Source organism: Saccharicrinis aurantiacus (assembly GCF_947489045.1).
GTDB lineage: Bacteria > Bacteroidota > Bacteroidia > Bacteroidales > Marinilabiliaceae > Saccharicrinis > Saccharicrinis aurantiacus.
The window spans coordinates 16846-43284 of the sequence record NZ_CANLCN010000025.1; the positions used below are offsets into that span (position 1 = coordinate 16846).

Genomic DNA, 26439 nt, shown 5'->3' on the forward strand with positions numbered 1-26439 from the left:
AGTATACTAGAATGATTTATGCATTAACCTAAATATTAAATAATTCTAACATATGAAGTCAACACTTACCATTTTGCTACTTGTAGCAAGTATTCTTTTCAACTACGCCTCTGCCCAGGATGTTGAATTATCAAACCGCCTGATAGAGCGGTATGAAAAAAATAAAAACAGTGCACAGTTAAAAAGTACACAACAGAAGAATAACCTTTGGTTAACACCATTGCTTAAAGAAGTCGTTTTAAATTGGGATAAATTGTCACCAAAGGCACAAGAGGTTTTCTCAGTATATGGTGAGGGTCCTTCTTTTAAAGAAGGGACTGAGCAATTATATGAAGCGGGGATATTTACTTTTCACTACTGTACAGATAGTAGTATAGATGAAGAAAATGTAGACCCCACAGATGAGGATAATAATGGAGTACCAGATTATGTAGATAACATGGCTTCTATATTTACTGAAGATGTATACAGTAAGTATCATGCAGAACTTGATTATACAGTGCCTCCTAACTATAATGTAGAGGATGGTACAGGTACATATCATATATATATAAGTAGCGAATTAACCGGGGAAGGTGTTTATGGGTATGTTAGTGCAAGTAGTAGTACATATGTTGGGGATAATCCAAATTCTATTGTAATTGAACAGAGCTCATTCGGCAGTCATATGGTAATGCGTTGTAATTATAGCAGTGCTGGTGATAGTAACCGACAAGATATTGCACTCAGGTCAACAGCAGCACATGAATATATGCATTCTATTCAGTTTGGTATTGCGGCCTCAATGGATTCGTGGTTTTTTGAAGCATGCGCAACGTGGGCAGAGAACTTGATTTATCCCGGTATAGATGATAATTTAGGATGGTTGCCTGAGGTTTTCTTTAAAACTGATGTTGCCCTAAATTTTAGTAATGGTGAGAACCCTGATGATGATACATATGATAATCATTGGTATGGTACATGGATTTTTATTCAATACTTAACGGAACAATTCGGTAACGATATTGTGAAGGATATCTATAATACAAGTATAGATAATTTTACTTTAGATGCTATTGATAAAGAACTTTCAACGAATTATTCTTCCACATTGAGAGATGTGTTTGTAAAATTTCATGTGGCAAATGCAGTATTAAAAAGTAATGCCGATTTTTCACCTTATAATTATAGCAGAGCGGGTACTTATTTTTCTTATTTAGCATTTTATGCAAAACATTTTGGATATACATTTAATTCAAAGGCATACGAAAGTGGTGAAGAATTTCTTAATTTTTCAGGACAAGAAATAAGATGGCTAAGTAAGGAAGATGGTAACGACCAGTTAATGCGTTTAAGTGCTGATTACTTTGGTTTAGTATCATCAGAATCTTTCAAGGTAAAACTGAAGTCTTCAAGTAGTCTCGATAATATGCAATTGGTATTGGTTAAGATACATTATGGAGTCGATCCTCAACGAATAGAGGTGGTTTATGCTGATGAATATAATGAAGTGATTGTAAATGATTACGATTCATGGCAAGGATTCTTTCCATTGGTGATTCGTATTGATGAGGGTGTAGAAACAATTGATCCATTTAATTATTCTCTGGTAATTAATAATGATTTACGAAGTTCGGTAAAATACAATGAGAATTCGGAGATAAAGATTGCGCCAAATCCTGTTAATAATTTATTGAATGTATACGGCACAAAAACAACAGATGTAGTTGTTAGTCTTACAAGTATGACAGGCGTTGAAGTGCTTCGTAGTAGTCTTATGGATAATAGTATTAATGTTTCAGATTTAAGCAACGGAATGTACTTTTTGTCAGTTTTTGAAAACAGTCAATTGGTAAGCATCAAAAAGGTTATTATCTCACATCATTAAAATCTGCAGATGAAATTACCATCTGACCAATGAATAATAAATTTTAATCAATGAAACACTTAATATATTTATTAGCACTATTGGCTGTTCTGATATCAGCTTGTCAAACTACAAAACAAACTGCAGTTAAAAGTAATGAGGTAGTAATTAAGTTATCTAAGTCGCCAGGAAGAAGTATTAACCCTTCATACAGTCTTGAGTTGTATCCTGATGGAAAAGCCGTTTTAAACGGACGAAAGAATATGGAACAGCTTGGGAATCACTCAAAGAATATTGGATCAGAAAGGGTAGACCTTCTAATCAAAGCTTTTGAAAAAGCGAAGTTCTTTGATTTTGAAGATGAATATACAGCAATGATAACTGATTTGCCTACTACGTATATCACATACACCTCAAAAGGTGTATGTAAAAGAATTCGAGATTATCATGGTGCACCCGAAGAATTAAAAGTTCTTGAAAAGCTACTTGAAGATATTGTAGCCGAAGGTAATTGGCAAAAAATGGAATAATTAAAAAGCTCCAATATGTAAGTGTTCATATTGGAGCTTTTTATTTATATTCTATTTGAATATTAACTTTCCAGGAGTGTGTTTAATAAACCACCACTACTTTCTTTTCCTCTATTTCCGCCAGTAGGTGCTATTTGAGCTATTAATTTACGAATTGGCATTGATTGTAGCCAAACCTTACCATGTCCTCTTAGAGTGGCTAAAAATAATCCTTCGCCACCAAATACCATCGATTTTAAGCCCCCAGCGCGTTCTATATCAAAGTCAATTCCATCCTGAAAACCCACTACGCAACCAGTATCAACTCTTAAGGTATCACCTTTAAGTTCGTGTTCCACTATAGTGCCACCTGCATGTATAAATGCCATTCCATCACCCTCAAGTTTTTGCAATATAAAACCTTCACCACCAAAGAAACCTGCAGTCAACTTACGGTTAAAGTGCATACTAATTTTGGTACCTAATGCAGCACATAAAAAAGCATCGCGCTGCACAATAATTTTCCGATTCATATTTGCCAAATTCACCGGTATTATTGTTCCTGGGTAAGGTGCAGCAAAAGCAACATGGCTTTTACCGATACCACGATGTGTAAAGTGAGTAATAAATATCGATTCACCAGTTATGGTTCGGGATACGGCAGAAAATAATTTTCCCATCATCCCCTGGTCTGGTGCTGAACCATCGCCCATCTTGGTTTCAAACTGGATGCCTTCTTTCATATACATCATTGCTCCAGCTTCAGCAATAACAGTTTCATTAGGATCTAATTCAATTTCTACAAACTGAATATCATGTCCTTTAATTTTGTAATCAATTTCGTGCGATTTCATTATTGTGAACTTTAAAAGTTTTTTCAAGAATTTTAATAGCGCTACACTCCTTAGTATATAACGTAAGTAGCCTTACTATTATACAAATTAAGTTATAAATTTTTATTTTTTTTCTGAATAGGCTTGCCATCGGAAAATTTATGTATTATCTTGTATATGAATTCTTTTTATAGATTAGGTTAAAGAAATGTGTTGCTTTTACATTCTATGTAAAAGTGTTTAGTTAGGTTTGGTTAAGTATAGGGGAGGAGTGGTTACCTCCCCTTTTTTTATGCCTAATAATTTCTTCTGTTTTTAGATAAAGTAATAAGAGTAGACCTTGGCATAATTATGACACTATAATGGAAGAAAGAATTTATAATTAAAACAAAGTATTAAGCTTCATTGATAATGTAGAGGTAATTATCTTATCAAGTGAATAGCGCCTTCTAGTTTCTTCTTTTCATCTTTATTAAAGCCTTCTGCAGTGATGTAATAAAAGTAAACGCCTTCTGATGCTTTTCGCCCTTTAATTTTTCCATTCCATCCTTCACCCGGATTATTGGTTTCATACACTTTGCGTCCCCATCTATTCAAGATAACCATTCTAAATTTTTCAATGGATTTGTATTGTACCAAGAAAATATCATGTGTACCATCATCATTAGGAGTAAAAGCATTGGGTACCTCAATTGACATTTCAATTACTTTTATTTCTGTTCCACTGTGTGTATCTGTGCAGCCTGTTGTTCTGTTTAGAATGCTTAGCCTTGCATTATAGGTTCCAGCTTCTGAGAAAACGTAATTGGGTTTAAGAATGTCATAATCGGCTCCAATTTCGCCTTCAGGGCCCTCAATTTGCGTATTATAGTATACCCACTCTCTATCATCAATACTGCCTTTTGAGATATCTTCGAAATTTACTAAAACAGGAGCGGAGTAACTATCTGAACTACTTATCTCATTTTCATAATCTCTTTCAGAAACTGTCGCTTTGTATTCTGCCTTCACAGCAATCTCTTCAATTTCTATAGTATTACTGTTAAGCGTATAGAAATTGAATGCTTCAAGGTTTAATGCATAAGATGTTTTTTCAACCGGAGCAGGTAGTGCAGGGTTGGGCTCATCAACATTCTCAAAATCATCGTTGGGAGTTATGGTCCAATTGTAGGTGTATTCATATTCGAGGTTGATAGCCGCTGACGTAGTAATGTCGTAATAAGTTAGATTTTTTGAAACAATATCAGTTTTCATCCGCACATACTCACAACTTGTAGAAGTGGAATCAATATCTACTGATTCAATTACAGGAACAAATACCCAGCAATGGTGTGTTTCAGTTATTGTACCAGTTTCACCACCCTCAAGGATTTCTACTTTATAGCCGCCTTCTTCTATATCCTGATTATAAACAGGGCTATTATTAGAGTATTCCTCTTTCCAAACACCATTTGTATTCGTATACCAAACATAGGTGGGCACTGCTGGCGGATTAATAGGGCTTACCGATATGCCTCCTGTACTAAGATTGGAGTATAAAAAAACGGGATCTTGCGTAGGGTGTGTTGTGTATTTTGTTTCTGTTTCGCTATTGTTTCCTGTGGCTTGCATTTGCGCAGAAAGAAGTGCGTTAGAGAATAATAATATAGCAAGAAGAGTATATAATTTCATTGTTCTTTATTTCAAGCTTATAAATATAATTGTTAAAGATATTTATTTAAACGGAATGCATTTATAATAATTGTATTTCGTATTAAATTGACGAGATGTAACTGGTTAGATTGATACTTCTATCTAAATCCATTTTTTTACGCAAGCGATGCCGTGCTTTATGCACACTATCGGTTGAAATACCCAATAGATGAGCCATTTCTTTTCCTGAGAAGTTTAATTTGATGAGGGCGCATATCTTTAAATCACCATGACTTAGCTTTGGAAACTGTTCTTGTAGCTTGTCGTAAAAATCTTTATTCACAGCAATAAAACGCGTATTAAAATCATCCCACAAACTATTTTCATTATGCTTCAATGCATTTAATAGCACTTTTGATTCGCGATTGTCTTTTTGAGATTTCAGATACTCACGCACAGTAATCATCATTTCCTCCTTCTCAATTAACTGTAATGTAGATGCGGTTAATTCCTTATTTTTTAATTCAAGTAGTTTTTCTGATTCCTTTTGCTTCTGTAAGTTAAGTTGTTTTTCTTTTTTGTGTTTTTTAGCCTGATATCTATTCCTAACAATTAATCCTCCTATTATTAGCAATAAAAATACAGAATACAATATAGCTCTGAACATGATGATGGATTGACGGTTTTTGGCCAATTCTAAATTCTGCTTTATAATCTCATCATTCTTTTGGTTGATATCTTCCATATACCTGCTGCGAATGGTAATAAAGTCATTGTTAGAAATCGCCTTTGTGCTAAAGTAACGCTCATTCATATTTTTGGATAATTGCAAATGGGTATATGCCTTTTGATATTGTTTTATTTGATAAAGTAATAGGGCATATTGTTCATGTATAAAAGGACTTAAGTCAATATGTTTTTTCTTTGTTTCTAATAATTGAAGCGCTCGCTCAAAATAATTGATGGATGCAGAATAGTTCTCTAGTTGTTTCTGTACGATACCTAAATACGTGTAAATGATTACCAAATACTCCTTGTCTGATATTTTTTTATCCGTTGGCTTAATTTCCTCAAACACTTTTTTCGCACTATTAAGCGGTTTCAAGGCCTCTTTGGGTTTATTTAAACTACTGAGGAGTATGCCTTTTTCCACATCTAAATACCCCATATTTACTGGGTTAGTATTAATGGTATCCGAAATAAAGTAACAACTATCTAAATACACCAAGGCCTTGTCGTATTCCTTAAAATGCCTGTGAGAGAGGGTAACGCTAAAGTAGGCCGATACTAACCTATGCACGTTTAACTTATGCTTAGGCACCAATTCTTTATGTAATTCTAAAGCACGTTGCAAATAAAAGTTGGCATCGTTCTTTTGATATAGCATGTAGTTGAGCACACCAAAAATTTGGCAAGCGCCAGCTAATAATACAGAGTCCTTAAGCTCTTCGGCCAGGTATAGTGCTTCGCCTGCATACTCAAAAGCAGAGCTGTAGTTCTGCGTAGTTTGGTTATACTCACTTAGGTTTAATAAGGCTGAAACCTTTAAAGAATCATTACCTTGGTTATCCGCAAGTGTAAACGCTTTTTCTAATGCTTGAAGCTGTGGACTGTTCTCTTTGGATACTTCCTCAGGGTTTCTTGAATTTAAAGAGACTTGTCCTGATGTTAGTTGAGAGAATATAGTTGCTATTACTAGTGTTAATATACTTCTGTATTCTTTAAGTGTCATATTATTAGATTCTTAATGATTTTCAAAAGTAAAACAAATATTTTATATGTCCTGTTAAAATACCGCTAAAAGTAGGTGTTGTCCTGTTTTTGTCAGGCCTCGTTATTGTTTTATTTCGTTAATAAGCTCTAAAATTGCAGAAGTATTATTACAAAGATTAACATTCACATCAATCATATTTTAAAACTATAAATACAATGAAAAAGTTAGCTTTATTACTATGTTGTGTTTTTGCTTTGCAGCTTGCCTCTGCACAAGAGCACGGAATTATTAATAACTCAGAGAGTCCGTATGTAAAACTAAAAAGTGTTGACATGGGCGACTGTGTTTGGACTGATGGTTTTTGGGCCGAGAAATTTGATGTAGCAAAAAATAGCATGCTTCCATACATGGAGAGTCTTTTAACTGGCGATACGGGCCATGCGCTTAACAACTTTAAAATTGCTGCTGGTTTAAAAGAAGGAAAGCATAAAGGTATGCGTTGGCACGATGGCGATTTCTATAAATTTATGGAAGCCTACATGTATATGTATGCGCAAACTAAGGATGCCGAAATCTTAAAAAAATTAGATGGTTGGATTTCTATCATTGAGCAAGCCATGCTTGAAGATGGTTACCTACAAACCCAAATTCAGTTAAACGATAAAGTAAATCGTTACGAGAATCGTAAGTACCACGAGATGTATAACACAGGTCACCTTTTAACAAGTGCTTGTATCCATTACCGTATTACTGGGCAAAAGAACTTTTTAGATTTAGCCGTTCGTCATGCCGATTTATTGTACACTTTATTCATGCCAGAAGACAAACATTTCGGTCGCTTCGGATTTAACCAAACTCAAATTATGGGTTGTGTTGAATTATACCGTACAGTTGGCGATGCGAAGTATTTAAAGTTAGCAGAAAAGTTCATCAATAATCGCGGACAATATAAAGTAGAAGAAACACCAGAAACTCAGGGCTACCCAATTGGTGATATGGTACAAGAGACTACTCCTCTTCGCGAAGAAGATGAGGCTGTAGGACACGCTGTATTAGCTTTATATTACTACGCAGGTGCTGCCGATGTATATGCCGAAACTGGCGAAAAAGCTTTAATTGATGCTTTAGATAGACTATGGTATAACGTTACTCAACAGAAGATGTATGTAACTGGTGCTTTAGGTCAAACACACTACGGAGCATCTTCAAACCGTCAGTTGATCGAAGAGGGATTCTTAGATGCCTACACAATGCCTAACACACATGCTTATAACGAAACTTGTGCGAATATTTGTAACTCAATGTTCTCTAAGCGTATGTTAGATATCAAAGGAGAATCGAAGTATGCCGATATTATGGAACTTGTGGTTTATAATTCTGGTTTATCAGGTATTAGCCTTGAGGGTAAAGACTATTATTACGCCAACCCATTGCGTATGATTAACGGAACAATTGACTATGATAAAATGGTAACTGAGTTCCCTGAACGTCAGCCTTACTTGGATTGTTTCTGTTGTCCTCCAAACTTGGTTCGTACGGTATGTAAACTTTCAGGATGGGCTTATAGCAAGCCAGCCAACGGTATTGCAGTGAATCTTTATGGCGGAAACAAATTGAACACAACTTTATTAGATGGTTCTAAATTAGAGCTTGAGCAAGTAACCAAATATCCTTGGGAAGGTCGTGTAGATATTACCATTAATAAAGCTAAAAAAGCGGCTTTCGATGTAATGGTGCGTATCCCAAACTGGGCAGAAGGAACCAAAGTATTGGTTAACGGAAAAGATGCTGGAGTAGCTGTTGAGGCAGGTAAATTTGCCACTATTAACCGCGCATGGAAAAAAGGCGATGTGCTTACTGTTGATATGCCAATGGACGTAAGATATGTTGAGGGTAACACTTTAATTGAGGAAGCTCGTAACCAAGTGGCCATTAAACGTGGACCAATTGTTTATTGTGTTGAGTCGCCTGACTTACCAAAAGATGCCAAAATCATGGACATCTACCTAAGTAGCGATAAAGACTTTAAGCCAGTATACAAAAAAGACTTATTAAGTGGTGTAACTTCAATTGAAACCGAAGTATTAGTACGTAAAAACAACAACGATGCTGATATGTATAAAATGGTTTCAAAACCTGAGTTCGAAGTAGTAAAATCACAATTGGTACCTGTTTACTCGTGGAGTAACCGTGGACGCGCAGAAATGACTGTATTTATGCCAATAATCTGGAAATAACCCTATCACTAATATTTATTAAGGAGCCCGGAGGTACTACGTATCTTCGGGTTTTTTTATGTCTGTAGCTTTGCAAATAAATTACTAGTAATATATATACACCTAATTAGAATCTGTAAATCCCATTAATAATTTTTAATTCATAATTTAACAAGGGGCTTCCCCTGCGGGTCACGCTATACGCTGTATCTTTTTGTCCCGAAAAAGGCCAAAAAGGATGCCGCTCCTATCGTTAAGCCGAGCCCTTCTCACCTCATACCATCCTAAATTAATCAATACTATATAAAGCCCAACACATTATAAATTTTCGCAAAATCGCACCTTGAGCCAATTGTCCATTAGGCTGAACTTATTGTCCGCATGCGCCTGCTCATAAGCCCCTACATTTGTAACATAGAAATAAATACAAATAATGAAGCACACGCTTCTTAAAGCTTATAGCATGAAAAATTTAAAAATTCACACAATCGAAACAGCTCCTGAAGCGAGCAAAGAATCTTTAGAGCAATCGTTAAAAGCCTTCGGGATGGTACCAAATTTACATGGTGTTTTAGCCGAGTCACCGGGTTTATTAGAAGCCTATAAACAATTGCACGAGTGGTTTGTAAACGCATCGTTTAATGCTGATGAGTTAACCGTAGTATGGCAAACGATTAATGTGGAGCACGAGTGCCATTATTGTGTGCCAGCACATACCGGTATTGCAAAAATGATGAAGGTTGATGATACCATTACAGATGCCTTACGAAACGAAACAGTTCTTCCAAGCGAGAAACTAGAAGTATTAAGAGAAACAACACTAGAGATTGTCCGTCAGAGAGGCAGACTTACAGATGCAACACGCGAAAAGTTTTTCAGTGTAGGCTATGAGAATAAACACTTGCTTGATATCATCCTGGGCTTATCGCAAAAGGTGATTAGTAATTACGTAAATCATTTGGCAGAAACGCCTGTCGATAATGGCTTTGTGAAGTTCAAGTGGGAAAAATCAGTAGCAACTCATTAATTAGAATCCATGTCAAAATCAGTTAAGATATTAACAGGTATTTTAGGGTTTATTATGTTAGTTCCAGGGTTGGCAAAGTTCGTCAACCCTTTTAAATCCTTCATTTATCAGCATCTTGTAATAATAGGTTTTCCATTTCCTGAGTTTACGCAATATGCCGTTAAGTTTGGCGAAGTTGGAATAGGAGTTCTTCTTTTGTTTCTTGCAATCAAAGGCAATATGCTAAAAAAGCAGACTCAGAAAATTACCTTCTGGCTAGCCAATATTGCTGTAATTGCTACTATGGTGGTTGCCATTTATACACACCTGCATCCTGATGTGCCGGCTGAGATTCTGCCAATGGAATATAAGCCACCCTTAATGGGAATAGCATATATTTGTTTAACTGTTACAAATATGTATTTGTATAATAAAACTAAGGACAATGGATAAATTAAACATTTTGTGGACGACCACAAACCGCGACACAATTAGTAAAATGATTGTAATGTATGCTTCTAATGCCATTATTAATGCTTGGTGGAAAGAAGTTAATGTTATTATTTGGGGTGCATCGGCACAGTTGGTCGGAGAAAATAGCGAAGTGCAGCAGGAAGTATTAGACATGATGAAAGCAGGCGTTCATGTAGAGGCTTGTCAGGCCTGTGCTGAGCAATTTGGTGTGGCTGAAAAAATAAAGGCACTCGGCGTAGATGTTTTATACATGGGCGAACCTTTAACCCAATATCTAAAAAACGACGAGAAAGTACTTACACTGTAAAAGTGTACAAGAATAACTATTTAGTATAAAGTATTAAGACGTAAGTATTAGGATTTATAAGCATATAGCACTATGTGCAGTTTGACCTAACTAATTTTCCACTGATAACCCAATTCGAATAGATTTCTAGAGATAATTAGAAATTCACTTTTACCTAAATTATTTGGTCTTATGTCTTTATACTATTGTCTTACGACTGAATAGTTAAGAACAAAACTATCATTTGAGATGTTCGCATTTTAATACCAAATGCATTATTAAAAGATTGATAAATAAATTGAATTATATTGGGTTTTTACGATGCATAAAATAGATGTATAGCCATAGCTACATTGATATTTTATGAAGAAGTTAAAACTTAATAGAAGTAATTTATATTAATCATTTGATGATGGTTTTGGTATAAACTAACACAATTCAACAAAAAGAATATGAAATTGAATACACGCATCAAATTATTTGTTTTAGTACTACTAACAATAACAGCAAATAGTATTTCGGCTCAAGATAAACAGAGCCCTAAAAACGCAACTCAAATGAAATCACTCGGAGAGCAATTGGATGAACGAGCGCAATGGGCGCAGCAAAATTTTAGTAAAGAGGTAAAAGATATTTATGCCAATGGCGTTGAATCGGTAATTGCTTCGGGTATTTATGAGCGGGTTTTAAAGGTGGGAGACAAGGCACCTAATTTCACCTTAAAGGATCAGATGGGCAAAGAGCTTGCACTATATGATATGCTTAAAGAAACTCCGGTTATATTAACGTGGTATCGCGGTGGATGGTGCCCCTATTGCAACCTCACGCTTCACGCGCTTCAGGATAATTTGGATGAATTTAAAAAAGCAGGTGCTAACTTATTGGCACTAACGCCTGAATTACCGGATAATTCAATGAGCACGGCCGAGAAAAACGAACTCGAATTTAGCATACTAAGTGATTTGGATAATAAGGTGGCCCGAGAATACGGATTGGTATTTAAACTGGCTCCGGATGTGGCTAAAATTTACGATGCCAAGTTCGATCTTAAATCTTACAATGGGAATAATTCCGACGAATTGCCGCTTGCAGCCACCTATGTGATTAATAAAGATGGTGTAATTAGTTATGCTTTTATTGATGCCGATTATACCAAACGTGCTGAGCCAAGTGAGATTATAAAAGCCATTGAAGCTATAAAATAAGCAAGATGATTCTGAACCAGTCGAATTTTGAATACAAAGGTCGTGAGCTTATTTCGCGGGTTACCGTAACAGCCCCATTCCGAAAAGAAGGTATTTTTGAGAATGAAGGTTGCTTCCTTTATTTTAAGGAGGCTGGTTTTAAAATGCAGTCTTCAACATTAAAAGACATGCCCATAAAATCGAAAGAAGCGGTGTTGTTACGTTGCGGTACCTACTATTTCGATTTGCTAAATAGTGTTGATAGCGATACGGTTGATGTATTGGCCATTCATTTGGTACCGGAACAACTAAAAGCCATTTATGGCGATGAGCTACCTGCCATTATTGAAAAAAGTAAAACGGCAAAGCAAAGCAAAGTAGTTGCTTCTGAAAATATTATAGCACGTTTTATTGAGTCCCTCGAGTTTTATTTTGAGAATCCAGATCTTGTTAGTGAAGATATACTCGAACTTAAGGTAAAGGAATTGATATTATTGCTAATTCAAACCAAGAATATTGATTCTATTGTTGATTTGATTTCCGATTTGTATGCCCCAAAAACTGCGCAACTCAGAAAGGTGATAGATACGCATTTGTTCTCCAATTTTTCAGCAGATGAATTGGCTAAAATGAGTAACCTGAGTTTATCCTCGTTCAAAAGAGAGTTTAAGAAGGTGTATAACGATAGTCCACAAAACTATATTAATACCAAACGTATTGAAAAAGCACAAATACTTTTAAAAAGTACAGCACTTAGTGTGAGTGATATTGCTTATGATATTGGTTTTAACGACCCACAATATTTTACCCGTCTGTTTACAAAACATACTGGTATTACTCCCAGTGAATTCCGTAATCAGAATTCGAATTAAAATACTTTAAAACAAAAAAAACAGCGAAGCGTCTCCGCTTCGCTGAACCCATAAGCCGAACTTTGCATAAGAATAGTCACTCACAAATTTGTGTCACCTATTCTAAATTCAGTTTTTCGTTATTTTTTTAGCGCTTCACTTTAATACCTAGTACTTCGAGCAATTGAGGTTGATCCGCAAGGGCTATGCGTGCCACTTGATAAAAATCGCTCATCCAATGATCTAGTTCTTGCAACGCAATGTCCTTTAAACGAGTGGCTTCTTGCGATTCACCTTTCTCGTTTAAATATTCTGCTCTATTGGTTTCTGTTAATTCTAGTAGTGAAAGCGATTCCTGCAAACTCTCAGGAGTAATCATAAAACGAGCTAACTTTGTTTGTATGTTAGTATCCGAAAGAGCTACTCTATAAAAGGTACGAATGGTTTCCATTTTATATACATAGGCCTTCGATTTCATACCTTGCAAGGCTAGCTTCACAAAGTTTACGCCATCATTTTTAAAAACAATTTTTGCCAGTGAGCGGTGCTGGTTATACCTATCATTTAAAGCCTTAAAATCGTTTGTAAATTTGTTGTAAGCTTCTGTTGTTTCCTCTTCTTCAATAGTGTTGGCATCATAAGTGTTGCGTGTTTTTGTGTATAAGGCTCTGCCTTCATCCATCACCACATCGGTGTAACCAAACTTAGCCATGGCGGCCGCAATTGCAGGGTTGTTATTCGTATTTTCTAATGCTACTCTGTCTTTCTCAAGTTTCTTTAATTCTAGAGCTTGTTCTGTAATTACCATAATAGTTAATTTTAAGGTTAATATTTAATGCCTCATTAGCGAGACCTTATTCTTAATTGCCTTAACGTTACTCTATGTCTACACTTTTATAATTCCAATGAAATTATTTCTCCTAACATTCTGTTGAGATTGCTGATAGCCAGATGTCTGTTAATTTACATCCGTTTATTGCTCCTTTGCACTAGATTGCCACTTCTATACCCTTGCTAACGCACAATTGCACATGTATTACGCGTAATTTGCATTGGATGCTGCGCAGCGAGTATTAGATTTACTTTAGTTTGTATTAGATGGTGCGTAGTTTATATGGGTTGGCCTGTAAAATGCATTAGATCTTGCTTAATTCACACCGGATGGTGCTTAGTTTGCATCGGCGGTCGGCCTATAAACACTGGGTTTTACTAAAGTTTGGCTATTTCTTTATCCTCTCTTAACTTCTTAACTTTCTCATGTAATGTTTTTCTCTCTTTAACGTTATTTTTGGTGCTGTTTTTTTAAAAACGATAATGAAGATAGTTTTTTTTATGATGTGTAGATGTATTGAAAGCTTATTTTTTGTGGTTCTAAATAAGAGGGTAAGAGGCCATATTTAGAGTATTATATTTTCTGGCCATTTGATAATCATTATCAATAGTAAGTATCCTATTTCAATTCAACTTTAAACAATTTCTATTTCTAATTGTGTTTAGAATGCCTTAATTTTAAGAGAAATGGATAAAATGGCGCGCTTGCAGTCAGTGTTTCTACTTCAGTCATTAAAATTTAATAGCTAGTTAATTAATAAACTCATACTATGTATACAAAAGCAATTTACCCCATCAGCACTGTAGTGCGATGGACAAGGAGGTATCTCTTTTTCTTTGTACTCTTATCACTTGTACCTGTAATATTATACGAAGTAGTAGATTGGAAATGGCTACATCTGCCATGGCTTCCTATCGGATTGGTTGGTATGGCCCTCGCATTTATCAGTGGGTTTAAAAATAATGCCTCCTACGGAAGGCTTTGGGAAGCCAGAAAAATATACGGAGGAATTGTAAATACATCTCGATTATTGGCCACAATGGTTAATGATTTTATTACCAATGAATATGCCAAGGAAGCCAAAACAGATGAGGAGTTTTTCGAGATTAAAAAAACGATTATTATGCGCCATGTGGCCTGGATGACAGCCCTCAGGCATGCCCTTAGGGTTAAGAAAAACTGGGAAACAACGGTAAGTAACCTATCGGATAAGGAGCATATGAAAGCCATTAAAGTAAGGGAGTATGAGCATACCTTAAAGGAGGAGTTAGCCGGTTATTTATCTGATGAAGAAAGAGACCAAATATTAAGTACAACCAATAAACAAACTGCTTGTCTTAACCTCCAGTCCAGTCATTTTAAACAATTAAAACTGAACGGGTATATCGATAATTTTAGGCATGTGGAGTTTAAAAACATCATTGGCGAGCTACTTACTTTGCAGGGGCAAGCAGAGCGGATTAAAAATTTTCCTTACCCCCGACAGTTTGCCACACTGAATCTGTTTTTTGTTTGGATTTTTATATTTCTATTGCCATTAGGGCTCATGCATGAATTCGATAAGATTGGCCATGCATTACTCGAACACGAAAATGTTAATGTATTGCACCTGTTCTTTGCTAAAAACTTTGTGTGGTTAACCATTCCCTTTAGTATCGTTATTTCGTGGATTTTCATGTTAATGGAAAGAGTAGGCGATGTTTCTGAAAATCCGTTTGAAGGAATGAGTAACGACATACCAATTACAACGATATCCCGAGCAATTGAGATTGATATACGCGAAATGATAGGGGATGATAAAAATGAAATTCCGAAAGCACATCCTGAATATTCAAATACACAGATGTAAGATACTTTAAGGTAAATTGCGCTAAGTTTATAGTAGTTTGGGTGTTAATACCAAAAAGTATACAACTACTACCAAAATGTTTAAGTGCTAAATGCCTTTGATAAACGACCTTTGTACCATAATATTTTTGTAACTAAAAGTTTGAATGATGACTGATAGCAGATTTGGAAGAAAAGGATGGACACCAGAGTTTATGAAATCGCAAGAGGGGAAAACATTTGTTATTACCGGAACCACTAGCGGAACAGGATTTGAAGCAGCAAAAATTCTTTTGTCAAAAGGTGCCAAAGTAGTGATGTTGAATCGTAACCCTAAAAAGTCAGAAGACGTAATTGCAAGCTATAAAAACGAATTAGGAAATGCTATTGATGTATCCTATATAACTTTGGATTTAGGTAAGTTGGCCTCTGTTAAAAAAGCAGCTAAAGAGGTGCTTGAAACCGTGCCACGCATTGATGCTTTAATGCTAAATGCCGCCATTGCACAAGTGCCCAAGCAAGTGCTCACCGAAGATGGTTTTGAAAGCCAATTAGGAACCAATCATTACGGAAATTTTTTACTACAAGGATTATTATTCCCTTTAATTGAAAAATCAAAAGGACGCATTGTAACCGTGGGTAGTTTGGGTTATAATATGGGCATTAAAGCCATAAAATTTGATGATATGAATTGGAATAAGGATTACACCGGTAATAATGCTTATAGCCAAAGTAAGCTGGCTCAAATTATGTCGGTTTACCAATTACAAGATAGATTAAAACAAGCTGGCAAAACTGATGTGAAAGCTTATGCCTGTCACCCGGGCTCTTCACGAACTTCGCTTATTAAAACCAGTGGTAGTTTAATGCTTAGAATTACCTTTGGATTGATGAAACTATCACCCTTAACACAATCAGCTGAAAAAGGAGCTTACCCTGAGTTAATGTGTGCTACCGAAGATGATTTGGATGAAAAAGGCTTTTACGGTCCTACAGGCCGAAGCAATTGGGTTGGTCCCGTGGGAGCACATAAAATAGAAGCTCACGCTAAGGATAGGATTGTTGCAAAAAAACTGTGGGATTTATCAGAAAAAGAAACGGGTTTAAAGTAGGCTATATAGCTACTAAAGAAGTTCATCAATTTTAAATATTAAAACAATCTCGTCCTAAACGTTTTTATATAATGGGCTGTACGCCTTGTTTAGTATCGACCTCAGCCAGTGAACCAAAAAACTGGATTGAAATGACGCTTAAAAATTGTTTTCTGTTTGAGTGCTTTGAGGCACGAAAAAGTGCGAGTTTATAATATCGGGACGATTAAGAATTGAGTATTCTTAATTGTTTCAGCACCATTAAAGTTTTTTGAGTGAAATGGGTGCAGTCGACGGTCTTTTTGTCTACTTTTTTGACTGTAGAAAAAAGTAGAAGCCTTCACGGCTTGAGTGAAAATTTAATTAGGACAACATTGATATTAAAATGAATAACGCTATGGATATTTTAAAAACTGCAACAGATTGGGCTAAAGCCGAGGTTTTTTCAACCGCATTTTTCATTGTTTTCGGATTTGCTTTTGTATTAGCAAGCATCGGTTTTTGGCAGCTAGGAAAAACAGATATGGCCAAGGCATATATCATTCCAACATTGGTTGCCGGAACAATGCTTTTAACCATAGGTTTTGGTTTGTTTTTCACCAATATATCCCGAATTTCGAGCTTTGCAGCAGATTACAACGCCGATGCCTCAGCTTTTGTAGAAGCAGAAATAGTACGTGTAGATAAAGCGATTAACGAATATAAAACGATAGTTTTTAAAGCTATTCCCATAATTATAGCAGTATGTGCTTTGCTTATTATTTTTATGAATTCGCCAGTATGGCGCGCTAGCATGATTACAACCATTGCCATGTTAGTAGTTATTTTATTGATTGATGGTACTGCTCGCGATAGAATTGAGGCATATAAAGCTGAATTAATTTCGCTTGAAATGCCTTTAAATAAATAGTTTGATTTGTAGTGATGAGAGATATAAACTTTAAAAATATTACCGAGTTCAACTTGGCGCAGAATTTACCTGAGCCAGAGAATCCGCTTTTCAGTATTGGTCAGAAAACAATGAGTACCGATGAGATAAATAATTGCATCTCCTCAAAGGAGGAAGCCAGTTATACCAATCAGTTTTATATCATCAGTTTAAAAAACATTATATCTGGCGAAATTATTTATGGCCGCACAAAATACGATTGTAGCACAGGAACACTGCTATTCTCTGCACCCAATCAAACCTATACGGTAAAAGATATTGTAATTAGTTCTGAATCGTGGTTTTTGGCTTTTCACGATGATTTTATTCAAGGATTGGATATTCGTAAAAGGATTAAGAATTACCATTTCTTTAATTACAATGTTAACGAGGCGCTACATCTTTCGCCCAAAGAGGAACAAACCATAAAAACCATCTTTAGGAATATTGAATCGGAATACCAAAATAATCAGGATGAGTTTAGTAAAGAGATTATCATCTCTCACCTTGAAACACTTTTAAAATATGCTGATCGTTTTTACAAGCGTCAATTTTTAAATAGAAAAGAGATTAATAAGAATTTAATGACGCGGTTTACCGAAATTTTAGATGCCTATTTTGAAAGTGGACAGCTATCAGAAAACGGAATTCCAAGTGTGCAATGGTTGGCATCTCAGTTAGAAGTAAGCCATCGCTATTTGAGTGATAGTATTAAATCAGAGACCGGAAAAACTGCTGTTGATCAGATTAACCTGTATTTAATTGAGGAAGCAAAAAACCTATTATTAGATCCCGCCACCTCAATATCCGAAACTGCTTACAAGTTGGGCTTTGAATATCCGCAATACTTCTCTCGTTTATTTAAAAAGAAAACCGGACTGAGCCCCAAAGAGTATATTGAGTCAGCTTCGTTGAATTAATTTTTATTGTGAGTGTAAATCAATAGGAAATACACTCACAATAAAAGTAGGTATAGATGATTGAATATTTTAATTCAGATATTCGTACCAAATTAAGTCAATCACTTCATATTTATCCACAGTATTTATTCTGTTGATATAATTGGTAATTAAATTAATAAAAAGGTAATCGTCGGCAGCAACAATAGGACTTAAGAATTCTTTTTCAGTTGCTGATGATAAATTCTTAAAATATAAGTAGCTCTCTTTATAAGAGTAGGCCAACAGTTCACAGGTTTCATAATCAGCAACTACACCGTCAACTTTATTATCATCTAATAAGGCAACCGCATCATCTGCATTTTTCACCAACACTATTTTGGCTTTTGGGTATTTGGTTTCTACAAAATCAACACTTGTAGTTGCCTTTGTTACTGCCAAAGTAATGTCTTCAGAGTTAATAAGCTCCTTTTTGCCTTCAGATAGTTTTTTATCTTTTGTTAAAATTGATTTACCACTAGCATAGTATGCCCCCGGAAATACAACCTTTGTATTTCTCTCGGTAGTAATTGACACGCCCGAAAAAACAATGTCAACATCGCCATTAATAACCGAAGGGATTAACTGATTAAAGGGCATAACCTTGTATTTAATATCAACCCCTAATTCTTTAGCTAGGTGGTTAGCAATACTAATATCAATACCTGTAATTTTGCCTTCATCATCTTTAAAAGAAAATGGAAATTGTTCGCCTGTTGTGCCAACAACAATGGTTTGATCAGCTAAAATTCTATCAAGTGTTTTTTGTTTAGCGGGTTGTGTGCACGATGTAATAAATAGTGAACACATTAAAACGAATAGAGTCAGTGCAATTGTAGTTTTCTTCATGCTGTTCAAATTTAGATTATTAATAAATCAGATTAAGATTCTTAATTCATACTTTAAAAATTATAACTTAATCTACGACAATAATTTAAACTTGAAAAATCAATTGGCGCTAAATTACAGAATTACTATTATGCGGGTTTCTATTGGCCGCTAATTTTATGACTTCAAATTAATAAATGCGACAATTTTATGATTTGCATAACGATTAATACATGGCTTCAATTGTTGATTTATAATTTATATTTACCTGCTTACGACGTACCTTCATAGAATTAGTAAGCATGTTGTTGGATACACAGAAAGGCTCCTCTACTAAATTAAACTTAATAACTCGTTCGTGCGATGGTAATAGTTTCTGTAATTCTTCAAACTCACTAGTTATCCATTTAATAATTTCAGATTCTTCGAGTAAGCTGCCAATGTTATCGTACGCTATTTTTAATTCATCGGCATGTTTTATAACGGCATCGTAAACCGGAACTACGAGTGCAGTGAGGTATTTACGGTTGTCGCCAATAACACAAATTTGCTCCACAAGAGTTGATTGGCTTAATACCAACTCCACCTTTTGAGGTGAGATATATTTACCGGTAGAAGTTTTAATAATATCTTTAATTCGCTCCGTCATGTGTAGTTTGCCAGGCTTAGGAATATACCCTTGATCGCCTGTATGGTACCAACCATCCTTTAATACTTCGGCGGTTTCTTCAGGTTTGTTGTAATAACCCTTAAATACAGTTTCTCCTTTTACCAGAATCATATTATCCTCTGATATTTTCACCTCTACACCAGGTAAAATATCGCCAGTATAATCAAAATCGTAGTTAGTAAAAGCCATGTTAGATACTGTTGCTGAGGTTTCAGTAGCACCATATCCATAAGTAATAAACATACCAATGGCATGGAAACATTTTAGTATATGTGGGCTCAAGGCCGAACCAGCACAAGGTAACATACGAAAGTTCCCCCCAAATACAGCACGTACTTTTTTATACACAAGTGCATCGGCTAACTTTTGTTTTATGGCAAGGCTTTGTGGTACTTTTTTGCCATCTTTTTGATATTCGATATAACGTAAGCCAACGTTTAATGCCCAACGAAAAATAGCTCGTTGGGGTGCGCTCCAAGTAGCTGCCTTCTGGTGAATGGCATCGTAGGTTTTCTCAAAAAACCTCGGAACAGCACACATTACTGTAGGTTTTACCTTTGGCAATACCTCTATAATTTTTTTAGGATTATAGTTGTACACATTGGTAGCACCACTATAAAGCAATAAGTAGGTCCACATGCGCTCAAAAACATGACTTAGAGGCAAAAAAGCAATGGATACATCATCTTCGCGAAGCTGGAGTCTTTCGTTGTTTCTTTTAAAGGCACACATAAAGTTTTTATGCGTAAGCATTGCCCCTTTAGGTTCGCCAGTGGTGCCCGAGGTATAAATAATGGTTGCTAAATCGTCAGTACTTACATTATTTAGCCTTTCATTAAAGCTGGCATCATCAGCTACAGCCTTTGAGGCTGCGACATCAATAAAACGCACAATTCTTGGATCGTCGCTGGCGTCACAATTAAAGGTAATGACCAACTCCAATGAGTCACAGCTATCTAGAGCCTTTTTCGCATGTTTAAGTTGTTCGGCATCGCCCACAAATAAAACACGCATATTGGTTTCATCAACAATATAACTCAGTTGCGAATAAACAGCAGTTGAATAAATTGGTACCACTGCTGCGCGTATTGAAAGAATGGCCAAATCACTAATAGTCCACTCGGGCATATTAGGACTGTAAATACCAATGTTACTATTTTCTGCAATATCTTGGTGCAGTAAAAATTTTGATATTTGTTCTGCTATCTGCTTAAATCGTTGCCACGATATGGTATTGTAATCGTCTCCTTGCTCGTATTTAAAAACCGTTTTACTTCCGTATTTATCGGCTCTATTACGGAGCATGTGTGCTATATGTGTATCAATCATTGTTTACGCTTTTGTATGCTTCCATCGCTTGTGCGACCACAACCAGTTTTCTGGTTTCTTTCTGATAATTTCTTCTAACTTGTTTTTGTACAAATCAGTTATTTCGCCGTCCTTGCATTTCGAAGGATCTTCAACAAGAACAGATAATTCTAGTTCGTAAAAACCGCGTTTCACTCTTTGTATGTCAATATAAATTACCGGATAGTTATTGATTTTAGCATGTCTTTCGATACCAGAAAGAAAGGCCGTTTCAATACCTAAAAATGATGTCCAGTGTGCATATTTTAACTGGTTTCCTTTGGAAGGACTTTGATCTGCAGCCATTAAAAATACATAATTCTGATCTTTATATTTTTCAAAGGTAGCAGCTGTTTGTTTTATTGAAGCCAATTCAGTACCACATTTACTACGACTATCGCGAAGTATCTTATCCATATACTTGTTTCGAACCGGTTTGTAGAAAGCCACAAAATTATTATCGCACTGGAGGCTTCCTGATAAACTTCCCCATTCCCAATTGGCATAATGACCCGTGGCACCAATAATTCCTTTGTGTTTCTTAAAGATATCTTGTAATAGCTCAGGGTTCTTTATTTTATGGCGTTTTACTACTGTTGACTTACGTATGGTGAAAGTTTTAAAGCTCTCGACAAAATTGTCGCATAAGTTTCGGTAAAACAGTTTGCGAAGAAGTTTTAATTCGTCATCTGTTTTTTCGGGGAAAGCCTTTTTTAAATTAGAAGAAACTACCTCAACTCTATACTTTGCTACATTGAGCATTATAAAACTGGCAAAGTTCGAAAACCAATATAATGCCCTAAATGGCATAACACTCACTATAAGCACTAAGAGGTAGAAAATACCTGTCAAAAATAATTTCATTCTAAAATGTTCTATTGTTTATAAACTCTCACACCACTATCAACCTCCTTCAAAACAATACAGATGAATGTTTTAACTTTTGAGGACTTAAATGCATTAAAAGAAAAGTCTTCTCTTTGATACTTATTCTGTTAAGAAAGGTTACAAAGTACTGTAACTGCTAGCCTTTAGCATAAATATAAAATAGTAATCGTATTACCTATTGTTTTGTTGTATTGTGTTTTAGATAATACTTGTTATTAAATATTTATTGGTAATAATTTTATTCAGGTAATCCGATACTATAATTAACTCTTTGCAATAACAGCTCAAAATACATGCCGTAAATTAGGGAGTAATGACTTTGGGGTATATTAAAATACGCATGCGCTACTTCATACCATTAATCTGGCTTAGTGTTAATTGCGAGGTGTTGTCTAAATGTTTCAATTCGATCTTGGTGTGTTTTTACCATTCATCTATAGAAACACGCTATTCGTCTATGGATGCACTATGTGAATGCCTATTTAAGTATATTTAATGTAAACTTCTAAAACATAGCGAAATGTATAATATTTTAACTGCACTTATGATTCTTGCATCGCTAAGTATATTTGAAATAGCGAGAGGCGAAGAGAACCCAAGTTCAACACCATTTAATTGTGATTACAATGCTTATTTATTTCAGAAAGCTGATGTATATGCCATTGACCTAGCATCAGGCAGTGCCTATTTAGTTGCTGTAGATGTTGTTCAGAATGGTAACATAAATGCAGCTGGTTATAACCCAGCTGATGGTTATATATGGGCTTCTGTAACAATACCTCAAAAAACTATTATCCGAATAGGAAAAGATTTTAGTGTTACACAGTTTGAAGTGCCAGAGTTACCAGAGTCTAATAGATATATTGGTGATGTAAGTGAGGATGGAATTTATTACGCTAAAGGTGGAGGCGCTGAACTACACCTTATTGATTTGAATATTGAAAACTACGATGGTGATGTTAGTCATCTGAAAACTATGGATTTATCTCAGAATATATCTATTCATGATTGGGCCTTTAATTCGGTAGATGGATATTTATATACAGTGGAGAAGAAAACTAATATTCTATATCGTGTTAATCCAGAATCAGGTGAGGTAATAGCCTTAGGTGAGGTTCCGATTTTAAGTGGTGTTAATTATACCTATGGAGCAGTTTATTTTGATAGTGAAGGTAGGTTTTACGTATCCTCAAATAATACCGGTACAATTTATATTATTTATGATGTACAAGACATAGAGCCCAATGGTGAAATAAATTCAAATTTGTTTGCTTATGGTCCATCAAGCAGCAGTAACGATGGAGCTCGTTGTCCAACTGCTCCTGTGCCACAAGAAGATTGTTTAAATGGAATTGATGATGATGGCGATGGCCTAATTGATTGCGATGATCCATCTTGTTCAGGTGTTGCAGAATGCCCAGTAATTACGATTACCAGCTCAGGTAATGATGGTGGCTTAGAAAGTAATAATCGTCTAGGGGAGAAAATCAATCAGCGTAATTTCAATAGGGTTAAGAACAATGTGAAATTTGACAAATTAAAAGCAGCCAAATTTACAGGAGTACCTTCTTTAAAAACCTCAACAAATGGTGTTCCTGAAATTGGTTCAATGATTCCTTTAGAGTCTCCTATACCCGGTTTAATAGGAGTTACATCCACACCGGGTGATTTAATAGATATAACTAATGCAGTTGAGATTCATTCAATTGATTACCTTGATGGAGAAGACACGCGCGCTGCTTTAATAGCTATTAAAACAGAGAATGGTGTTTATGAGCATACAAAGTATATATGCGATAGAATGAGTGGGTCTGAAATATTATCTGTTAATGATATTATTATTGGTGGTGATAGTGATAGTGATAGTGATGATATTGGTGGTCATCACTTTATAAAAACCGAAATAAAAACCCCTGAAGGAGCTAAAGAACATGTTATTAGTTTTGCTGCACGTTTGAAAGATGATCAGTTTATTATTGAATCTCATTGGAATTTAGATCAGTTTACAGCTGAGAGTGATTATTATAATTTCCAAATTTGGGCTAACAATGCAGATGATTTGGTTACAATTGCGAATAGCATTCTAGAATTAATAGAAGCTCAAAAAACAATTGGATCTTACAATTTATCTGCAGAACCTCCTGTTTTTGTAAAAAGTGGTGCTTATAATAATGGTATTTTAAATCTTCAAATAATTAACACCCTTTATCAGGTAGATGGTTTAGGATATCAGATTGATGGAGGTATGTCGCCAACAGAAACAAGTGCTGAAATAGATAAAGAAGAGACTCTTACCTTAGATGAATATCTTAATGATGTTAATATAGAAATTGGGCAGATGTTTGATTTTGGTTTCAGGTTGAGTAATAGTAAAGATATGTCACCTGATGATCTGTTTTTCTCTGATGGTGCTTATGGAGTTGATACTAATGACGGATCAACAACAATATTAGATTATTCAGTTACAAATAATAGTTTCTTATATGAAGGTGAGGGGCAAAGAATTGAACGAAATGCTAATTTAGAAATTAGTACAGATAGTTATGGCGTACTATATCGTTCTTTAACCCCCCGATTCATATCAAGCGATTTCTCAGCGTTTAATAGTTTGAGTTTTAATGCCTCCGGCAATGGCGAATTAATAGTTTCATTATTTAAAACGAGTGTTGAGGACTGGAGTAATCAATTTAAAACTCAAATAACACTCACTGATTCTGATGAAAGGTATACTTTATTATTCTCAGATTTTGTTGGTGGAGAACCAGAGTTTAATGCAACAGACTTAACAACATTAGTGTTTATAATGGAGGCCTCCAATCAGGGAGTTGAAGAGAATAGAAGTTTAAGTATTAGCGATATTGAGTTTTTAAATGTGCCTACTAATATTGATGGTATTCCTATTGATAAAAGTGAAATATCAATTAGTCCTAATCCAATAAGAACCTCTGGTGTTATTCAATTCTATTCAAATTCTGGAGGGAATTATACTCTTAAACTATTATCAAGTACAGGGATAAGTGTTAGAACTTATAAAGGAATGGCATACCAAGGTCTTAACGAAATACAAATTGATAAAGACGATATTAAAAGTGGGGTTTACATATATAGATTAATTACTCCAAATGGGAAAAGAAATAAAGGTAAGGTAGTTTTCATAGATTAATTAGAAGTTTTAGATTGTTTAGTTTTCTAGGTAGTCGCTTATGCGGCTACCTTTTTTTTGCTTAATGCAGTTAGCATAGTGATTTTCAATTCTCACGATTAAAGAAGCGTCTCGCTTTGTTATTATTCTCAGGCAAAAAAAATATTGGTTTATTAAGGCACATACGCTAAAAGGCTTATGTATTATGTGGCGTAGCCATAGGACTCTATATAATTTAATTAATACGCTGAGCAGTATGGTAAATTATAAATAGAACTGAAGCGAGAGAGTGTGAATGTGGTTAATATTACTCAATTTCTGTAGCATAGGTAGGTAAATAATATGGCTAGTATATTGCCCTTTAAAGTACAAGCACTTCGCAATGCTTGAAAACACATCAAAGAACCTTCTCTAAGGAGCTCGCAAGTCTTGCAAGTGCCAAACCCAATGTTTAAGAAGCACCTTGCAAGTGTTGCGAATAACTTAAGAACGTTAAAGATGGAACTCGCAAGTATTGCGAAATACAAAACCTACTTTCAAAAGTATGTTGCAGGTGTTGCTAGCTACTTTTGAACGTTAAGAAGTCATTTCGCAAGTGTTGCGAGTAACTTAAGAACGTTCAAAATAGACCTCGCAAGTATTGCGAAGTACAAAACCTACATTCAAAAGTATGTTGCAGGTGTTGCGAGGTGCTTTTGAACCTTAGAAAATCATTTAACAAGTGTTGCGAGTAACTTAAGAACGTTAAAGATGGAACTCGCAGGTGTTGTAAGCCAAAAAACTACATTGAAAATAGTCCAAGCAAGTATTGCGAGGTACAAAACCTACATTCAAAACTATGTCGCAGGTGTTGCGAACTACCTTTTGATGAAAAATATGGTATTTACAAGTGTTGCGAGGTGCTTCATCTACGTTTTTGACTACTAACAAGACTTGTGTGAAGGCTTGAGATGAGAGTGTTCAGAGAGTTTTTGTAGTTCTATGTTAGTCCACTAATATATTGACTAGTAAAGTTATCTAAATCGTGAAAATATTCCTCGGTTTTAAAGTCTGTTACTCTTTTAGGGAGAAGTAATGGAACTTCCTTAAACTTCTCTAGAAGTAAAAGAGTTATCTCTTGCTCAGAACAATTTTTGATCATAGTCATATCAAAATCACTTTCAAACTGAAATGTATTGTCTTTTTTACTTAGTCTATGACGCTTTGGTTTAAAAAAGAATTTTGAATCGTCCTCAACACATATGAATCCAAAATAAATTTCATCGACATCCTTTGAGTATTGGAGATTCTTAAAAAATACTTTTAAAGTAAGCGAAAATTGATTAACAATATTTGATATTTCTTCAATGCTGTCAGATGTGTATTGTGCGATACCTATTTTCATAATTCCATATCTA

The 26439-nt window shown here is 35.3% G+C and carries 21 protein-coding genes; 13 read left to right on the plus strand and 8 right to left on the minus strand.

Annotated features, from left to right (window positions below):
- Nucleotides 1–52: 52 nt before the first annotated feature.
- Both QMO11_RS19685 and QMO11_RS19690 read left to right on the plus strand, forming a co-directional pair.
- Nucleotides 53–1867: a T9SS type A sorting domain-containing protein gene (locus QMO11_RS19685; RefSeq protein ID WP_282039493.1), complete on the plus strand. Its 1815-nt coding sequence runs from the start codon at nt 53–55 to the stop codon at nt 1865–1867.
- 50 nt (nt 1868–1917) lie between these two features.
- A complete protein-coding gene (locus QMO11_RS19690; protein ID WP_282039494.1) occupies nt 1918–2376 on the plus strand; it encodes a DUF6438 domain-containing protein in 459 nt (152 codons plus the stop codon).
- Nucleotides 2377–2438: 62 nt separating this feature from the next.
- Here QMO11_RS19690 and QMO11_RS19695 read toward each other — a convergent pair whose 3' ends face one another.
- From QMO11_RS19695 to QMO11_RS19705, 3 genes are all read right to left on the minus strand, one after another.
- Entirely contained in the window at nt 2439–3209 is a 771-nt protein-coding gene (locus QMO11_RS19695; RefSeq protein ID WP_068471992.1) for a TIGR00266 family protein, read from the minus strand.
- A 402-nt stretch (nt 3210–3611) separates the two neighbouring features.
- A complete protein-coding gene (locus QMO11_RS19700; RefSeq protein ID WP_282039497.1) occupies nt 3612–4859 on the minus strand; it encodes a T9SS type B sorting domain-containing protein in 1248 nt (415 codons plus the stop codon).
- Between the two features lie 82 nt (nt 4860–4941).
- Complete coding sequence (locus QMO11_RS19705; protein WP_282039499.1) at nt 4942–6552, minus strand: hypothetical protein; 1611 nt, start codon at nt 6550–6552, stop codon at nt 4942–4944.
- Nucleotides 6553–6749: 197 nt separating this feature from the next.
- Between QMO11_RS19705 and QMO11_RS19710 the strand changes: the two genes are divergently transcribed.
- The 6 genes from QMO11_RS19710 to QMO11_RS19735 all read left to right on the plus strand — a co-directional run bounded on the left by QMO11_RS19710 (nt 6750) and on the right by QMO11_RS19735 (nt 12572).
- Nucleotides 6750–8771 (plus strand): glycoside hydrolase family 127 protein, encoded by a 2022-nt coding sequence (locus QMO11_RS19710; RefSeq protein ID WP_282039500.1) that lies wholly within the window; start codon nt 6750–6752, stop codon nt 8769–8771.
- A gap of 442 nt (nt 8772–9213) precedes the next feature.
- Nucleotides 9214–9777, plus strand: a complete 564-nt coding sequence (locus QMO11_RS19715) for a carboxymuconolactone decarboxylase family protein (RefSeq protein WP_282039502.1) — start codon at nt 9214–9216, stop codon at nt 9775–9777.
- 9 nt (nt 9778–9786) lie between these two features.
- Nucleotides 9787–10209 (plus strand): DoxX family protein, encoded by a 423-nt coding sequence (locus QMO11_RS19720; RefSeq protein ID WP_282039503.1) that lies wholly within the window; start codon nt 9787–9789, stop codon nt 10207–10209.
- On the plus strand, nt 10202–10537 hold the full coding sequence (locus tag QMO11_RS19725) for a DsrE family protein (protein ID WP_068472002.1): 336 nt from the start codon (nt 10202–10204) through the stop codon (nt 10535–10537). The genes QMO11_RS19720 and QMO11_RS19725 overlap by 8 nt, the downstream gene beginning before the upstream one ends.
- 431 nt (nt 10538–10968) lie before the next feature.
- The gene (locus QMO11_RS19730; protein WP_222844115.1) at nt 10969–11721 is read left to right on the plus strand and encodes a peroxiredoxin-like family protein; all 753 of its coding nucleotides are present in this window, start codon (nt 10969–10971) and stop codon (nt 11719–11721) included.
- Nucleotides 11722–11726: 5 nt separating this feature from the next.
- Nucleotides 11727–12572 carry a helix-turn-helix domain-containing protein gene (locus QMO11_RS19735; RefSeq protein WP_068472004.1) on the plus strand — a complete coding sequence of 282 codons (846 nt, stop codon included), beginning with the start codon at nt 11727–11729 and terminating at the stop codon, nt 12570–12572.
- Between the two features lie 127 nt (nt 12573–12699).
- On the opposite strand, the gene QMO11_RS19740 is transcribed toward QMO11_RS19735, so the two are convergent.
- Nucleotides 12700–13359, minus strand: coding sequence for a PQLLE family protein (locus QMO11_RS19740; protein WP_282039506.1), 660 nt, complete (start codon nt 13357–13359; stop codon nt 12700–12702).
- Between the two features lie 793 nt (nt 13360–14152).
- Here QMO11_RS19740 and QMO11_RS19745 point away from each other — a divergent pair.
- From QMO11_RS19745 to QMO11_RS19760, 4 genes are all read left to right on the plus strand, one after another.
- Nucleotides 14153–15232: a bestrophin family protein gene (locus tag QMO11_RS19745; protein ID WP_282039508.1), complete on the plus strand. Its 1080-nt coding sequence runs from the start codon at nt 14153–14155 to the stop codon at nt 15230–15232.
- Between the two features lie 148 nt (nt 15233–15380).
- Entirely contained in the window at nt 15381–16322 is a 942-nt protein-coding gene (locus tag QMO11_RS19750) for an SDR family oxidoreductase (RefSeq protein ID WP_282039509.1), read from the plus strand.
- Nucleotides 16323–16698: 376 nt separating this feature from the next.
- Nucleotides 16699–17211 carry a hypothetical protein gene (locus QMO11_RS19755; RefSeq protein ID WP_282039511.1) on the plus strand — a complete coding sequence of 171 codons (513 nt, stop codon included), beginning with the start codon at nt 16699–16701 and terminating at the stop codon, nt 17209–17211.
- Between the two features lie 14 nt (nt 17212–17225).
- A complete protein-coding gene (locus tag QMO11_RS19760) occupies nt 17226–18149 on the plus strand; it encodes a helix-turn-helix domain-containing protein (RefSeq protein ID WP_282039512.1) in 924 nt (307 codons plus the stop codon).
- Nucleotides 18150–18218: 69 nt separating this feature from the next.
- On the opposite strand, the gene QMO11_RS19765 is transcribed toward QMO11_RS19760, so the two are convergent.
- The 3 genes from QMO11_RS19765 to QMO11_RS19775 all read right to left on the minus strand — a co-directional run bounded on the left by QMO11_RS19765 (nt 18219) and on the right by QMO11_RS19775 (nt 21876).
- Entirely contained in the window at nt 18219–19016 is a 798-nt protein-coding gene (locus tag QMO11_RS19765; RefSeq protein WP_282039514.1) for a substrate-binding periplasmic protein, read from the minus strand.
- A gap of 205 nt (nt 19017–19221) precedes the next feature.
- Complete coding sequence (locus tag QMO11_RS19770) at nt 19222–20994, minus strand: AMP-dependent synthetase/ligase (RefSeq protein WP_282039515.1); 1773 nt, start codon at nt 20992–20994, stop codon at nt 19222–19224.
- Between the two features lie 3 nt (nt 20995–20997).
- Nucleotides 20998–21876 carry a lysophospholipid acyltransferase family protein gene (locus tag QMO11_RS19775; protein ID WP_068472015.1) on the minus strand — a complete coding sequence of 293 codons (879 nt, stop codon included), beginning with the start codon at nt 21874–21876 and terminating at the stop codon, nt 20998–21000.
- A gap of 544 nt (nt 21877–22420) precedes the next feature.
- On the opposite strand from QMO11_RS19775, the gene QMO11_RS19780 reads away from it, so the two are divergent.
- Nucleotides 22421–25063 carry a DUF6923 family protein gene (locus QMO11_RS19780; protein ID WP_282039517.1) on the plus strand — a complete coding sequence of 881 codons (2643 nt, stop codon included), beginning with the start codon at nt 22421–22423 and terminating at the stop codon, nt 25061–25063.
- A 958-nt stretch (nt 25064–26021) separates the two neighbouring features.
- Here QMO11_RS19780 and QMO11_RS19785 read toward each other — a convergent pair.
- Nucleotides 26022–26426 carry a hypothetical protein gene (locus QMO11_RS19785; RefSeq protein WP_282039518.1) on the minus strand — a complete coding sequence of 135 codons (405 nt, stop codon included), beginning with the start codon at nt 26424–26426 and terminating at the stop codon, nt 26022–26024.
- Between the last annotated feature and the right edge of the window lie 13 nt (nt 26427–26439).

Bases quoted from the DNA above. Each gene is read 5' to 3' on its own strand.
- QMO11_RS19685 (WP_282039493.1), top strand. From the start codon at position 53: ATGAAGTCAACACTTACCATTTTGCTACTTGTAGCAAGTATTCTTTTC.
- QMO11_RS19690 (WP_282039494.1), top strand. From the start codon at position 1,918: ATGAAACACTTAATATATTTATTAGCACTATTGGCTGTTCTGATATCA.
- QMO11_RS19695 (WP_068471992.1), bottom strand. From the start codon at position 3,209: ATGAAATCGCACGAAATTGATTACAAAATTAAAGGACATGATATTCAG.
- QMO11_RS19700 (WP_282039497.1), bottom strand. From the start codon at position 4,859: ATGAAATTATATACTCTTCTTGCTATATTATTATTCTCTAACGCACTT.
- QMO11_RS19705 (WP_282039499.1), bottom strand. From the start codon at position 6,552: ATGACACTTAAAGAATACAGAAGTATATTAACACTAGTAATAGCAACT.
- QMO11_RS19710 (WP_282039500.1), top strand. From the start codon at position 6,750: ATGAAAAAGTTAGCTTTATTACTATGTTGTGTTTTTGCTTTGCAGCTT.
- QMO11_RS19715 (WP_282039502.1), top strand. From the start codon at position 9,214: ATGAAAAATTTAAAAATTCACACAATCGAAACAGCTCCTGAAGCGAGC.
- QMO11_RS19720 (WP_282039503.1), top strand. From the start codon at position 9,787: ATGTCAAAATCAGTTAAGATATTAACAGGTATTTTAGGGTTTATTATG.
- QMO11_RS19725 (WP_068472002.1), top strand. From the start codon at position 10,202: ATGGATAAATTAAACATTTTGTGGACGACCACAAACCGCGACACAATT.
- QMO11_RS19730 (WP_222844115.1), top strand. From the start codon at position 10,969: ATGAAATTGAATACACGCATCAAATTATTTGTTTTAGTACTACTAACA.
- QMO11_RS19735 (WP_068472004.1), top strand. From the start codon at position 11,727: ATGATTCTGAACCAGTCGAATTTTGAATACAAAGGTCGTGAGCTTATT.
- QMO11_RS19740 (WP_282039506.1), bottom strand. From the start codon at position 13,359: ATGGTAATTACAGAACAAGCTCTAGAATTAAAGAAACTTGAGAAAGAC.
- QMO11_RS19745 (WP_282039508.1), top strand. From the start codon at position 14,153: ATGTATACAAAAGCAATTTACCCCATCAGCACTGTAGTGCGATGGACA.
- QMO11_RS19750 (WP_282039509.1), top strand. From the start codon at position 15,381: ATGACTGATAGCAGATTTGGAAGAAAAGGATGGACACCAGAGTTTATG.
- QMO11_RS19755 (WP_282039511.1), top strand. From the start codon at position 16,699: ATGGATATTTTAAAAACTGCAACAGATTGGGCTAAAGCCGAGGTTTTT.
- QMO11_RS19760 (WP_282039512.1), top strand. From the start codon at position 17,226: ATGAGAGATATAAACTTTAAAAATATTACCGAGTTCAACTTGGCGCAG.
- QMO11_RS19765 (WP_282039514.1), bottom strand. From the start codon at position 19,016: ATGAAGAAAACTACAATTGCACTGACTCTATTCGTTTTAATGTGTTCA.
- QMO11_RS19770 (WP_282039515.1), bottom strand. From the start codon at position 20,994: ATGATTGATACACATATAGCACACATGCTCCGTAATAGAGCCGATAAA.
- QMO11_RS19775 (WP_068472015.1), bottom strand. From the start codon at position 21,876: ATGAAATTATTTTTGACAGGTATTTTCTACCTCTTAGTGCTTATAGTG.
- QMO11_RS19780 (WP_282039517.1), top strand. From the start codon at position 22,421: ATGTATAATATTTTAACTGCACTTATGATTCTTGCATCGCTAAGTATA.
- QMO11_RS19785 (WP_282039518.1), bottom strand. From the start codon at position 26,426: ATGAAAATAGGTATCGCACAATACACATCTGACAGCATTGAAGAAATA.